The sequence below is a fragment of the Alkalibaculum bacchi genome (assembly GCF_937875145.1).
Classification (GTDB): Bacteria; Bacillota; Clostridia; order Eubacteriales; family Alkalibacteraceae; genus Alkalibaculum; species Alkalibaculum bacchi_A.
In genome coordinates, this window is sequence record NZ_CALNCS010000162.1 from 1 (window position 1) to 13942 (window position 13942).

Annotated in this window: 16 protein-coding genes and 1 other annotated feature; of the genes, 11 read left to right on the plus strand and 5 right to left on the minus strand. The window is 34.2% G+C overall.

Annotation, left to right across the window (positions count from 1 at the left end; genetic code table 11):
- Positions 1-142: 142 nt before the first annotated feature.
- Both Q7P22_RS09690 and Q7P22_RS09695 read left to right on the plus strand, forming a co-directional pair.
- Positions 143-1258 (plus strand): ABC transporter substrate-binding protein, encoded by a 1116-nt coding sequence (locus tag Q7P22_RS09690; RefSeq protein ID WP_303863658.1) that lies wholly within the window; start codon positions 143-145, stop codon positions 1256-1258.
- A gap of 222 nt (positions 1259-1480) precedes the next feature.
- Positions 1481-1531, plus strand: a sequence feature (sodium ion sensor (DUF1646 type); this cis-regulatory element may regulate processes involved in with the transportation of sodium ions).
- 153 nt (positions 1532-1684) lie between these two features.
- On the plus strand, positions 1685-2689 hold the full coding sequence (locus Q7P22_RS09695; protein WP_303863660.1) for a sodium:calcium antiporter: 1005 nt from the start codon (positions 1685-1687) through the stop codon (positions 2687-2689).
- Positions 2690-2937: 248 nt separating this feature from the next.
- Here the strand turns inward: Q7P22_RS09695 and Q7P22_RS09700 are convergent, their stop codons facing one another.
- Complete coding sequence (locus Q7P22_RS09700; protein WP_303863661.1) at positions 2938-3150, minus strand: molybdopterin-binding protein; 213 nt, start codon at positions 3148-3150, stop codon at positions 2938-2940.
- Between the two features lie 345 nt (positions 3151-3495).
- Between Q7P22_RS09700 and Q7P22_RS09705 the strand changes: the two genes are divergently transcribed.
- From Q7P22_RS09705 to Q7P22_RS09735, 7 genes are all read left to right on the plus strand, one after another.
- The gene (locus tag Q7P22_RS09705; RefSeq protein WP_113920828.1) at positions 3496-4527 is read left to right on the plus strand and encodes a LacI family DNA-binding transcriptional regulator; all 1032 of its coding nucleotides are present in this window, start codon (positions 3496-3498) and stop codon (positions 4525-4527) included.
- Between the two features lie 70 nt (positions 4528-4597).
- Positions 4598-5827, plus strand: coding sequence for a uroporphyrinogen decarboxylase family protein (locus Q7P22_RS09710; protein ID WP_113920827.1), 1230 nt, complete (start codon positions 4598-4600; stop codon positions 5825-5827).
- A 5-nt stretch (positions 5828-5832) separates the two neighbouring features.
- Positions 5833-6759: a ribokinase gene (gene rbsK, locus Q7P22_RS09715; protein ID WP_303863665.1), complete on the plus strand. Its 927-nt coding sequence runs from the start codon at positions 5833-5835 to the stop codon at positions 6757-6759.
- Between the two features lie 16 nt (positions 6760-6775).
- Positions 6776-7243 (plus strand): D-ribose pyranase, encoded by a 468-nt coding sequence (rbsD, locus tag Q7P22_RS09720; RefSeq protein ID WP_113920825.1) that lies wholly within the window; start codon positions 6776-6778, stop codon positions 7241-7243.
- A gap of 52 nt (positions 7244-7295) precedes the next feature.
- Complete coding sequence (locus tag Q7P22_RS09725; RefSeq protein WP_113920824.1) at positions 7296-8255, plus strand: substrate-binding domain-containing protein; 960 nt, start codon at positions 7296-7298, stop codon at positions 8253-8255.
- 76 nt (positions 8256-8331) lie between these two features.
- A complete protein-coding gene (locus Q7P22_RS09730) occupies positions 8332-9318 on the plus strand; it encodes an ABC transporter permease (protein ID WP_303863666.1) in 987 nt (328 codons plus the stop codon).
- 10 nt (positions 9319-9328) lie between these two features.
- Complete coding sequence (locus Q7P22_RS09735) at positions 9329-10825, plus strand: sugar ABC transporter ATP-binding protein (RefSeq protein ID WP_113920822.1); 1497 nt, start codon at positions 9329-9331, stop codon at positions 10823-10825.
- A gap of 155 nt (positions 10826-10980) precedes the next feature.
- Here the strand turns inward: Q7P22_RS09735 and Q7P22_RS09740 are convergent, their stop codons facing one another.
- From Q7P22_RS09740 to Q7P22_RS09755, 4 genes are all read right to left on the minus strand, one after another.
- Positions 10981-11262, minus strand: coding sequence for a helix-turn-helix transcriptional regulator (locus Q7P22_RS09740; protein WP_303863667.1), 282 nt, complete (start codon positions 11260-11262; stop codon positions 10981-10983).
- A gap of 183 nt (positions 11263-11445) precedes the next feature.
- Positions 11446-12048 (minus strand): 4Fe-4S binding protein, encoded by a 603-nt coding sequence (locus Q7P22_RS09745; protein WP_303863668.1) that lies wholly within the window; start codon positions 12046-12048, stop codon positions 11446-11448.
- A gap of 2 nt (positions 12049-12050) precedes the next feature.
- A complete protein-coding gene (locus Q7P22_RS09750) occupies positions 12051-12263 on the minus strand; it encodes a 4Fe-4S binding protein (RefSeq protein ID WP_303863669.1) in 213 nt (70 codons plus the stop codon).
- A gap of 240 nt (positions 12264-12503) precedes the next feature.
- Positions 12504-13154, minus strand: a complete 651-nt coding sequence (locus Q7P22_RS09755) for a Crp/Fnr family transcriptional regulator (protein ID WP_303863670.1) — start codon at positions 13152-13154, stop codon at positions 12504-12506.
- Positions 13155-13238: 84 nt separating this feature from the next.
- Between Q7P22_RS09755 and Q7P22_RS09760 the strand changes: the two genes are divergently transcribed.
- Together Q7P22_RS09760 and Q7P22_RS09765 are read left to right on the plus strand one after the other, a co-directional pair.
- Positions 13239-13523 carry a 4Fe-4S binding protein gene (locus Q7P22_RS09760; protein WP_303863671.1) on the plus strand — a complete coding sequence of 95 codons (285 nt, stop codon included), beginning with the start codon at positions 13239-13241 and terminating at the stop codon, positions 13521-13523.
- Between the two features lie 65 nt (positions 13524-13588).
- Entirely contained in the window at positions 13589-13918 is a 330-nt protein-coding gene (locus Q7P22_RS09765; protein WP_303863672.1) for a 4Fe-4S binding protein, read from the plus strand.
- Positions 13919-13942 lie beyond the last annotated feature (24 nt).

The window sequence follows — 13942 nt, forward strand, 5'->3', positions numbered from 1 at the left end:
ATAGAAAAAATGGAAATTAATCCGCTGTTTATGGCTACGATGATAAGGTAAGGGTATGCATACCTAAAAGCACTATAAAAAGGGAATACTATCATAAGATGTTCTCTTGCCTTTGATATATTAAAACAAAGGGGGAAACAAAATGAAAAAGAAGATTCTTTCTATGTTACTTGTAGTGTTCTTATTGCTATCTATGACAACTGCATGTAACAACAGTAAACCAAGTAGTACAGATGTAGACAAGAAACAAAAGCAAGATGTGACAAGTAAAGATAAAACCACTAGCTTTACGGATTCAGCAGGGAGAGAAGTAGCACTTCCAGCTGATATCACGAGAATTGTGCCTTCTGGCGCATTAGCTCAAATTGTATTATTTGCTATAGCTCCAGATGCCCTAGTGGGAGTTTCAGGAGAATGGAATCCAAGTGCAGAGGAGTATATTGATACAGAGTACTATGAACTTCCTATTCTAGGGCAGTTTTATGGACAAGGTGACCTTAATCTTGAAGAAATCGCCAAGGTAGACCCCCAAGTCATTATTGATATTGGCGAATCAAAACCTTCTGTTGTAGAAGATATGGATGATATATCGGAACAAGTAGGCATACCTACTATACATATCGAAGCCACAACAGACACTATGGGGGATGCCTATAGAACATTAGGTAAGCTCTTAGGAAAAGAGAAAGAAGGAGAAGCATTAGCAAGTTACTGTGAAAAAGTAAATGAGGATACAAAAGCTCTAATAGAAAAGATTGGCGAAGAAGGAAAGGTAGATTTGCTTTACGCTACTGGTGAAGATGGCTTAGGTGTATTAGCAAAAGATTCTTTCCACGCTGAAATCATTGATAGAGTAAGCAATAATGTGGCAGTTGTAGAAGATATTTCTAGTAAAGGTACAGGAAATCCTGTAGATATGGAGCAAATCATTAATTGGAATCCTGAGGTGATTATCTTTGCTCCAGGTAGCGTATACAGCTCTGTAGGAAAAGATAAATCATGGCAACAATTAAAAGCCATCAAAGATGGAAATTACTATGAAGTGCCAGCAGGTCCTTACAATTGGATGGGCTCTCCACCATCTGTTAATCGTTACATGGGCATGCTTTGGATTACTCAATTACTTTATCCTGAAGAAGCAGGCTATGATATGTACGACGAAGCTGCAAAATACTATGAATTGTTCTATCACAGTGAATTGACAGAAGAACAATACAATAAATTAGTTGCTAATTCATTAGGGAAAACTGCAAAATAATATAAATAAAAAAGGCAAAGCCATATTATTTCTCGGCTTTGCCTTTTTTGGGGGGAGTTCTACTTTGACCCCTAGCTTCTGCTCAATGTAAACCTTAAGTGTAGGGCCGGATCTTGACCCAAAAGGAATCCCCTAATATATAGTAGAGTTAATTAGAATACTTGGAATATTTAAACCACTGAATTAATATATATAAAATATATAATTTAATACATTTGGTTCGGTTGGGCAAATTCTATTTGCTTTCAAGAAATCGTTTCTGGGGTGGGAAACTCTTTTAAAGCTTCTCACCTTTATTTTGTTTATCTATTAATAGGAGATGCTTTTTTATTTTATAAACATCTATAAAACTTTATTCATATTCTATTAAACGGATATGATTGTTTTTATTATTAAACCATTAATAAAAGGAGGTATGCGCTTTAAATGTATTCAATACTAATAGATTCAAGTATTATCGTTATTTTTATTATATTTTGCATATCATTATTTTTACTATCAAAAGCAGCAGATTATTTAGTAGATAATGCTGTAAAACTTTCTCAAATATGGGGTTTACCTGAAATAATCATAGGAGCAACCATTGTTTCCTTAGGTACTACTCTACCAGAACTATCTGCATCTATTTCCTCTGCACTAAAAGGAAATGATAGTTTTGCACTTGGGAATGCAGTAGGGTCTATTATTACGAATACAAGCTTAATTTTAGGTATAGGAGCTCTCTTTGGAAAGATCCCGGTAGGTGAAAAATCTTCACAAAAATTCAATCTACTCGTTACAACAGTATTTCTCTTGATTTTTACCACATTACCCTATAAAGTACAAAATGAGGGCAGTCATATCCCTCAATGGTTTGGTTTTATCTATTTAATGTTAGTTATGGTGTACATTGTGTATTTAATCATTCAAGAGAAAAATAAGGTTTCTATTAGCAAAAAAAACAAATCTGGAATACAAGTGAACAAAGATACTAGAAGTGTATTCATGATTATTTTCAGCATTTTTATTTCAGCCCTAGTTATAGCTGTAAGTGCCTCTTCGTTAGTCAATTCAGCAGAGATTCTTGCAAGAAGAATAGGGATTTCTGATGTTATCATCGCTTCAACTTTAGTTGCTTTTGGAACTAGTGTTCCTGAATTAAGTACCTGTATCTCAGCAGCTAAAAGAAATCATGGAGGATTAGTTATAGGAAATATAATGGGAGCTAATATTTTAAATATTCTGTTAGTAGTAGGCGCATCTGCAGCGTTAATTCCTGGTGGAATCGCAGTAACTGAAGAATTTTATCGAATTCATTTTATAACACTAGCCATCGTTTTATCTGTCTTTGGATTCTTTGCATACAATAGTAAAATCAATGAAATTAGCAAACGGGAAGGTATGATATTGATTTTAATTTACATTCTTTATCTCTTCATTAATTTTCTATAGTAGGATTTAGTATAGATATATTGTCTTTTTCTTTATGCTTCTTGGATAGTAACCGTAGCTACCTTTAGCTCTGCAATCTTGGCGATAGGATCTACTTCTGAATTGGTAAGGTGGTTTAGCCTAGCATTAATATATTTCGTCATTGGTACATATTGCTGAAGTTAATCCAGCATTGTAATAGTTTTATTTGGAATATAAAGTATAAAAAATACCAAGCAATAATAAAAGCTTGGTATTTTTGTTTGTGCTTAGTGATCTACGCCGATCATAACAGAAGATGCTTTTACTATAGCAGTAGCGTCCGAACCTACTTGCAAGCCTAATTCTTTAACAGAGTCCATAGTAATAATAGAAGTGATCTTATTTCCTCCACCGAGATCTATGGTCACTTTAGCATTGACTGCACCATCTTTAATCTCTACTACTTTACCTTTTAATTGATTTCTTGCACTAATTTTCATCTTAAACCTCCTGTAAAATTATTGTTAATTATATTTACCCATTTTAGCGGCATTTAGACAAAAAAATTTCTATTTATAATAGTAATTTATTAATATTTAATTGTTTATATATTATTGTAATATAGTAAGTGTAACGATATTGTAGTATTAAATAATAGAGAGCATAATACTAAAAACGAAATAAAAAGTTTTAAATTATATTGACATTTTATGAATAAGATGATAAATTTAGCTTAACGAAAACGTTTAACTAAAACGTTTGACGAAAACGTTATGCCAAAACGTTTAACTATAGGAAATCATATAATGATACATACGCATTAGTGATTAAAATGGGGCGAAGTTATGAAACCAAAAGTTACGATTAAGGAAATAGCTAAGGAATGTGGAGTATCCATAACAACTGTTTCAAGAGTTATGAATAATATTGAAGGATCCTGTTCTTTAGAAACAGAGAATAAAATTAAAACTGCAATAAAAAAACTAGGATATCATCCTAATCCAGTTGCCAGATCTTTGGTAACAAAAAGAACTAATATCATCGGCATTATTATACCAGATATTTCTAATTTTTTCTTTCAGGATTTTGCAAAAGGTGCAGAAAAGATATTAAATAAGAAAAAATATCGCTTAGTTCTCTGCAGTACAGAGGGCTCTAAAGATAAAGAAGATTCTTTTTTGTTGAGCTTAAGCAACGGATTTGCAGATGGAATCATTGTAACTACACAAAATGCAGAAGAAGAAGATGACAATATTGTCTACTTAAACAATAAAAAATTTCCAATTATTGCAGTGGAGCGATATGGTGAGATCATTAAGGATGTAGCTAGTGTAACTCTAGACAATGCTATGGGTTTATATCTAGCGATGAAAAGTTTAGTTGAAAATGGTCACGAAAAGATTGCATTTATTGCAGGACCTGAGAATGCACATAATGCGAATCTTAGAAAAGCAGGATACCTTAAAGCAATTCATGATTTTAACTTGAAAATGGATGAAGATTTGATAATTCATGGCGACTACAAAATTGAATCTGGATATCAATGCATGAAAGATCTTTTGAAAAATAAAAAATTTACAGCATTTGTAGCAGCTAATGATTTAATGGCAATAGGAGCATGTAGAGCAATTAGAGAAGCTGGCATGAGCATTCCAGAAGATATTTCTGCAATTGGCTTTGATGGAACTATACTAGCAGAATTACATCAGCCACCGCTAACCACCATATCAATTCATGGTGAAGAAATGGGTAAAATAGCAGCCACAAATTTAATTAAATTAATTGAAGGTAAGAAGTTAAAACAGAAACATGAAATTGTTAAATCAGAAATCAAGCAGGGAGGAAGTGTTAAAAAGTTAAATAAGGTTTCTGTGTAAAATCTTTATATGCTTACATAAAACGTTTTCAGAAAACGTTTTGCTAAATAATATAAAAAGGAGAAATATAATGAAATCGAGAGAAAGAGTTTTAATGGCATTAAATCACGAGGAAACAGATCGTATTCCTATTGAGTTAGGTTCTTCAAGATCTACAGGGATAAATGCCAACGCATATAATGAATTAAAAGAATACTTAGGTATGACACACGATACAATTTTGTTTGATGTAAAACAGCTTTTAGCAACTCCTGACCCAGAAGTATTGGAGCGTATAGGATGCGACGTGGTAATGCTTCCAAGATTAATACCATCTATTGGGATAAAGATTGATGAATTTAAAGATGGAGAATTACCTTTAGGCGGAGGAAAATGTAAGTTGGCAAAAGCCTTTAATCCTATTACATTAGAAGATGGGTCACTAGGTGTGACAAATGCAGCAGGGACTGTAATAGCAATAAGGCCAACACAAGGTTTGTATTTTGACGAAGTCTACTCTCCACTAGCAGATGCTGAAGATGAAAGCGATATAGATAGATTATTAGAACTTCCTGTTATGACAGATGAAGAAATTAAATTTGCAACAGCAAAAGCAAAGGATTTATATGAAAATACAGATTATGCAATTTCAGCAGCAACGAGTTTTAGTATTTTTGAAAAGGGAACGAAAGACTGGGGATATCAAACTTTCCTAGAGTATTTATATACTGAACCCGAATTGATTGAGTATTATCTTGATAAACTGACAGATGCATATATTGCTATGATAGATAAGTATATGGATGCTGTAGGTGATTATGTTCATGTACTACAAAATAATGATGATTTTGGACAACAAAGAGCTATGATTATTTCACCAGAGATATATAGAAAGTTCTTTAAACCAAGACATGCAAAAATTAATGAGGCAATTCGTAGAAAGAAAAAAGATATGCATATTTCATTACATTGTTGTGGCAGTATTTATCCAATTATTGGAGACCTTATAGAGTCTGGATATGACATTCTTAATCCAATTCAAAAAGAATGCGATAATATGGATCCAGTTCAAATTAAGAAGGAATTTGGAAAGAACATGACCATTTGGGGAGGCGGTATTAGTACACAAACTACATTAACTCATGGTAGTATTGATGATATCGTCAATGAAGTAAAGGAAATGATAAAGGTTTATGCACCAGGAGGTGGATTTGTCTTTTCACAAATACACAATATTCAAGCAGGAATATCGCCAGAAAAGATTCTAGCCGTGTTTGATACAGCATTAAAGTATGGAAATAAAGACTTTTATAGGGGGTAAAGCTATTGGGCAGTAGAATAGCAGTAATTGGAAGTTATGCAGTTGGAATGACAATTTCAACGGAACGTTTCCCACAAGAGGGAGAAACAGTAAAAGGAAAAAATTTCAAAGCTATGCACGGAGGAAAAGGGTCCAACCAGGCAGTTGCAGCGTCGCGAATGGGAGCAGAAGTCCTTTATGGAGGATGCGTTGGAAATGATAGTTTTGGAGATGGGGCAATCAAGCTATACGAAGAAGAAGGAATAGACTCCTCCTATATTATTAGAAGCAGAGAAAATCAATCAACAGGTGTAGGGTTGATTTATATAAATGCAAAAGGTGAAAATGAAATTGTAATCGACTTAGCAGCAAACTTTGAGCTATCTCCTGCTGATATTGATCGTATGTTACCTGAAATATCTAAGTGCAAACTACTATTGATGCAGTTAGAAATTCATATGGATACCGTTCTTTATGCAGCAAAAAAATGCAAAGAATTAGGAATACCAGTTGTTTTAAATCCTGCTCCTTATAATCAAATGCCAGAAGAACTATTAAAATATTGTGAGTTTTTAGTACCAAATCAAACTGAGGCGAGAGCAATATTAGGATTAGATGAAGATAGTTCTTTATCTGACGAGGAAGTTGCAAAACAGATACATAAATTAGGGGTAAGAAACGTTATTGTCACTCTAGGATCAGAAGGAGCACTTTTAGTAAATGATACAATGTGCAAAAAAATTGAAGGAATACCAGTTGATGCTATTGATACTACAGGAGCAGGGGATACCTTTAATGGATCATTCTGTGTAGCATTAGCTAAAGGACATACAATAGAAGATGCTATAAAATTTGCAAATATCTCTGCAGGTTTAGCCGTTACAAAATATGGAGTTATAGAAGGAATACCTACAAGAGAAGAAGTAATAAAAATAGCTGAAAGCAATATTTGAAGGGATGATATAAATTATGAAAAAGGACGGTATATTAAATAGAAATCTTATAAATGCCATAGCCGATATGGGACATACAGACATTATGATTATTGGAGATGTTGGAGTACCAATTAAAGATGAGAAACAACGAATTGATCTTGCAATATCAGAAGACTTGCCAAGCGTTGGAAAAGTTCTGGAATTAATTATGGATGAGATGATTTATGAAAAAGTGATTGTTGCTGAAGAACAGAAGTTGTACAACCCATTACATTTTAAAAATGTTAGTGAATTAAGCAAACGATGCAAAGTTGATACCATGTCACATGAAGATCTTTTCTCTACTTATCTTAGTAAGGCAAAGTACATAGTAAGGACAGGGGGATTTGAACCCTGGGGTAATGTAGTACTCGTTGCAGGAATTGATGCATGGAAATGGTTTCAAAAAGAAGGAGTTATCACACCTGATTATTATGAGGAGAGAGCCTCTTTCGAAGAGTAAAAGTAATATTTATCCAATTATTTATAATTAAATATATTAAGGAGAGGTTTTTATGAGAAAAAAAGTAATAGTATTAGCGTTATGTGTAGCATTGTTTTTGTCATTAGTAGGATGTGCAAGTAAAGATGCTCCTGCACAAGATGAAGGAACAGACAAAAAAGATATTAAAGTTTCAGTAGTTTTACATGCAATGAACAGCTCATTCTATACAAAGATGGCTGACGGTGCAAAAGCCGCTGGTGAAGATTTAGGTATTACAGTAGATGTATCCGCTCCAAACACTGCTAGTAGCTTAAATGAACAAGTTGATTTAATTGAATCGGCTATTTCTGTAGGATACGATGGCATTGCAACAGTAACATGGGATCCCTCTGGTTTTAATTCAGTTATAGGAAAAGCAAACAAAGCAGGAATTCCCGTTGTAGGATTCAATCAAAATGCTGAAGGCAGTGGTATTTCCGCATTTGTTGGCCAGGATTATGAAGATGCAGGCTATGAAATGGGTATGTATATGTTTGGTGAAGTATTGAATGGAAAAGGAAAGTATGTAGTAGCAAGCTGCGCTCCAGCGGATTCTGCACTTATTGCAAGAACAGCTGGAATCGAAAAAGCTGCAAAAGAATTTCCTGATATTGAATTCGGTGGTGTAATCGATATCGGAACGGACTTAACAAATGCTTATGGTGTTATTGAAAATGCATATTTAAAAGACCCAGAAATTGATGCAATCTTAGGTGTAGATGTATTTAGTGAAGCAATTGGAACGTATATCGGAACAAACAAACTTCAAGACAAAGTAAAGGGTGCAGGATTTGACCTTGTTGAAGGAACACTTGAACATGTGAAAAATGGAGATATGCAGTTAACAATAGGACAAAACCCATTTATGCAGGGATACTATTCTGTATTAGAGCTGTATATGAATAAAGCACATGATACACAATTTATTGACGTCAATACTGGTGCACAAATGGTAACAGCAGAAAATGTTTCAGAGGTAGAGCCAGAATAAGAGTCCAAATTTGCTCCAATAGCTATGTGTTTTGCTACATAGCTATTGGAGGACAAAATATATGGGGGAAATGTGAATGGGAATGACAGAGCTAGGTAAAACAGCAAGAATGAAAAAAATAAAAGTATTTCGCGAATTTGGCGTTTTTATGGTAATGGTTTCGCTTATTGCAATACTATCCATAGCGTCACCCGCATTTTTGCAAATGACAAATTTAATAAACATTGTGAGGCAGACTGTTGAAATAGGCATCATGGCTATTGGGATGACTTTTATTATTGTTTCGGCAGAAATTGATCTTTCAGCTGGTTCAGCCTATGGAGCTACAGCTATGCTGGCCGCATATCTCTACAAGGCAGGTGTAAATCCAACTCTAGTTTTTAGCATTGCTATGCTCGCAGGTGGAGCGATTGGATTTGTAAATGGTTTTTTAATTACTAAGGCAAAAATGCCTGCATTTATTGTTACATTAGGAACAATGCAAATTTTTAGAAGTATTGCTTATTCTATTTCAGGTGGGCAGAATATCAGTGTTTTTCCTGAAAGTGCTGAGAGCAGCTGGATCTTTAAGCTTGGAGGTTCAATAGGTGTAATACCTATTCAGGTTATTGTTATGATTGCTTTCTTTATAATTGCACATATGGTAATGTCTAAAACTAAATTTGGATTTGAAGTATATGCAACAGGTGGGAACAAAAGAGCAGCACAATTGGCAGGAATTAATACGGACCGAATTAAGATTGCTTGTATGGTTATTGCAGGAGTTCTTTATGCCTTTGCAAGTCAGGTTAGCATTGCGTACTTAAAATCAGTTCCAACAACGGCAGGAGCATCAAGAGAAATGGATGCCATAGCTGCAGTTATCTTAGGTGGAGCAGCCTTAAGTGGTGGAAGAGGTACGGTCATTGGGACTTTAATTGGGGCAATAATCATGAGCGTTGTAAAAAATGGAATGGTACTGTTAAGCGTTCCAGTCTTCTGGCAGTCTGGCTTTATTGGCGTAATCATTATTCTGGCAGTACTTTTAGACACCTGCATTAGTCGATCAAATAAGAAAGGGTAGGTAGCTAAGCATGGGACCACATATTCAGTTTAAGAATGTTACAAAAAAATTTGGTGGAACTACAGCATTATCAGAAGTTTCATTTGAAATTCAAAAAGGCGAGGTTCACTGTATTTGTGGAGAAAATGGTGCTGGCAAATCCACATTAATCAATTTATGTGCTGGCGTGTTTGAACCAACTTCTGGTGAAATATGGGTTAATGGCAAACATGAAAAAATCAATAGCATTCAGAAGTCAGAAAAGTTAGGTTTCTCAATTGTACATCAAGAAGTGCCATTATGTACTAATATGAGTATTGCTAATAATATTTTTCTTGGCTCCTCTGAAAGCATGAAGGGAATATTCATTAATGAATCATATATGAGAGAGAAGACCCAGGAGCTATTAGATCTTTTTCAACTAAAATTAGAACCAACTCGATTAATCGATAGTCTAAGTATCGCAGAACAGTCTATGATACAGATAGCCAAGGCAATTTACTACAAACCAGATATTTTAATCCTAGATGAACCAACAGCAGCTTTAACAAATGATCAAAGAAATGTTGTATTTGACATAATTAGAAAAATGAAAAGAGAATTAGGAACAACTATTATTTATGTTAGCCATCGACTAGAAGAAGTAATGGAACTAGGAGATCGTACAACTATTTTAAGAGATGGACAGTTTATTACAACAAAAAACATCAAAGATATAACAATGGACGATATTGTTCGATTGATGGTAGGACGAGAAATTGATAATAACAGTTGTTATCAATGTTATGCTACAGATGAAGTACTGCTTCAAGTTAAAGGTTTTTCAAAACATAGACAGTTCGATAATATATCTTTTGAATTAAAAAAGGGTGAAATATTAGGCATTGCTGGATTTGTTGGTGCAGGAAGAACAGAGCTACTTAACTCTATATTTGGAATTAATAAGCCCGATGAAGGTGAAATATACATTCATGGAAAGAAAGTCCCTGTCCATAATTGCTCTCAAGCTGCAATAAAGAATCGAATTGCCTTAATTCCCGAAAATAGAAGAGATGATGCCTTAATGGCAGAATTATCCGTTAAACAAAATGCACAAGTTGTCATACTGAACAAAATGTTAAAAAATGGGGTAATTGATAAAAGAAAATCAAATGAAATTATGGATGAAATGGTAAAAAAATACCATATTAAGACCAGCGATGTAAATAATTGCATTATGACACTAAGTGGAGGAAATCAACAAAAGGTTATAATTGCAAGATGGTTGGCTAATGAACCTGAAATATTAATGTGTGATGAACCTACAAGGGGAATTGATGTAGGAGCAAAGGCTGAGATATATGAACTTCTCAGAGATATTGCACAACAAGGTATAGGAATTATTATGGTTTCTTCTGAATTGCCTGAGCTTCTAACATTATGTGATCGAATTATTGTTATGCATGAAGGAAGAAAAACAGGTGAACTTACAAGAGAAGAAGCCAGCGAAGAACAAATCATGAAGTATGCTGCAGCTATTGCAAATTAATATAGACTATAAAGGATTATACATAAGTGTTATAAAGTTTAATAATGTAAAACGCTTTGTACTTTAATAATAAAGAGAACATAAAGAAGGGTGGACACAATCCGCCCTTCTTTATGTCACCAACGGTGACTAAAAAGTTTTTGCTGACCACCTTATTACACACAATATTTCGCTTTAAGAACTTCCATTACAGATAGAATTCTTTCATCATTAATAGAGTAAGTAATAGTCTGGCCTTTTTTTATTGAGTCGACTATTTTATGCGCTTTTAAAATGGCAAGATGCTGAGAAAGTGCAGACTGAGTGATGGTAGTAATTTTTGAGGAGAGCTCACTCACTGTCAAAGGCCCTTCTATGAGGTAGCATAAAATGAGTAATCTATTTTCATTGGCAAGTACTTTAAGTAGTTCCGCTACTACTTTTACGTGTTCTTCCATTGTAAACCTCTCTTTTCTTTGAAGAAATTATTGTATTATATTATATACTATTTAGTTGGTTAGGAAAAACTAAAAAACGCTGAATGCGGAAAGCTGAAAAAACCACTCGCCTTTAGGCGAGTGAATGTGAAGTCATCCGCAATCAGGAATAATTTTTGCTGCTATTTAAAAACAACCGTTCAACTATTGTTCAACTACCGTTCTCTTATCTTTCAACTGGCTGATTCCTTGTGTCATGGTTCCCATTGGGCAGTAAACACACCAAGAGCGAGGTTTGTATAGCACCATGGTAATAAGACCTAAAATAGTTGATGTAAGCATAACACTGTAAAAGCCAAAGGCAAATTGAGCAATCCATGGTGTTGCAGGAGTGGTATAAGCCCAGCTCCATGGCACTTTAAAGGTCCAAAGTAGTGTGACAAATTCTCTTAATCCATTGACTTCAGCGTAAACTAGATATGTAGAGTACAACATATTAATAAACATAGCCATAAAGAAAATCAAAAACCCATATCGAAATTTTTTTGAACGCAAGAAACGTGGAATATCCATATTTCTTGATAATTTAAATTTGTCACCTAATAACTGAAATAGTTTTCCTCTACCGCAGTAGTGATTACAGTAAGCTTTCCCTCCACCAAAAAGGGAGATAACTATGGGAACGATAAAACAAATCAAACCAATCCATGCAAATAAAATATTAAAAAATCCTAACGTTAAGTAAACTAGAGTAAAAATCCACAAATAATCAGACCATTTTTTCTTTTTAATATTGTTTTTTTTCATAATCAATTTTCCTCTTTGTGAATTTTGATAACTGAGGCAGGACATGATTTAGCACATTTTCCACAGCCAACACATTTTTCTAAATTCACCACAGCACGGATTCCCTTGTAAACGTTTATAGAACCAAAAGGGCAAACTTGCATACAAACACCACAGGCGACGCATTCATTAGAAACGACGGCATTTCTCTTTACTTTCTTTTTTACAGCTTCCATAATAGCCTCCCATTAAGTATATTAGTAATTACTAATATACTTAATTATATAGCATTTGTCAATACTTTTTTAGCAGAAAGCAGAAAGGAAGATCTAACTCGCCTGTAGGCGAGAAAATGTAAGATCCTTCGCTACGCTCAAGGATGACCATCGCAGAAGCTAGGGTCATACTTCGTGGACTGTAGAGGGCAGTGTCCGCCAGCATTTAAGCCACCACTGGTAGCTTACCACCTTACCACCTTATTCCAGCATCGTAATCGTCTTTGTATCGTAATCTATCAAGCCATCTTTTTTCATCTTAGTTAATTCCCTCGACAAGGATGTACGTTGGACACCAATTTTTTCGGCTAGCGCTTTTTTCGTTATATTTAAGGTAATCTGTTTTGAATCCTGTTTTTTACACTCTATATTGAGAAAATCTATGATGCATTCTCTTATAGTTCTTTTTATGTAACTCTTTAAGGTATGGCCTAAGAGAAATGTTCGATCTGAAGTGTACTGGAGGTAAATTCTAAGAAAAGATGAATTCGTAGTCAATAGTTCAAATAAAGTTTCTTTATCAATTTCAAGAAGGCTAGTTCGAGATTCTGTTACTATAGTCATTGGAAAATACGGATTCTTAGAGTATAAGAGATTACCTCCAACGATATCATCCTTAGAAAATTCTGAGATGGTAAGCAAATTGCCAAATTCATCAATTCTTTCCACAATAACACTTCCAGAAAGGATGATTTCTAAGTTACAACACATATCCCCATCAAAATGTATAACGGTATTCTTTGTATAGGAAACGATTTTGAATTTACCCGTTTTTAAAAATAGCTCTATATCTCGTACAGAAAAACAATTGATTAAAGTTGTATTCTTAATATCATTTATATATTCATCCATAATATCCTCCTAAGTGTTACATTGGTAACACCTTAATTCTTATCATAACGATATAATAAAAAATAATCAATAGGGAGGGGTATTATGAAGTATCTTATTGCTACAGTACGTATTCTGTTTTTAGGTTTATTTCTATTCCTAATTATTATGGGAAAGCCTATGCTTTGGTTGGGAGTGTTTGCCATTAGCCTTATTGCAGCTTTGTTCTTTGGAAGGGTATACTGCGGTTATATCTGTCCTAAGAATACATTAATGATTCCTACAGAGTCGCTCTCAAAAAAGCTGAAAATCCAAACGGATAAAACGCCTGATTGGCTTAAGTCTACAAAGTTTAGCGTAATTGCGCTAATAGCAAGTGTAGTTCGCTAATAGCAAGTGTAGTTATAGTAATCATTGCACAAAAAGTATTACATAAGAATATTCCAATCTTACCAGTGTGGATTGCTTTGGCGGTAATCGTAACCCTAAAATATAAACCTGCAGTCTTTCACAATTTTGTCTGCCCTTTTGGAGTATTGCAAAAATCATTTGGTAGATCTTCAAAGTTATGCACAAATGTAAGTGAAGAGAACTGTATTGGATGTAAAATTTGCGAAAAAACTTGCCCTTCAAATGCAATTTTAGTTGTCGCTGAAAATAAAAAGGCTTTTATTGACACGTCATTATGTTTTCAGTGTACCAATTGTCAGCAGGTCTGCCCAAAAGATGCCATTCATTTTAAAAATACGAAAACAAGCAGAAAAACAATCGCTAAAATAACTTAAGTGCAAATTCGTAATTATAATAGG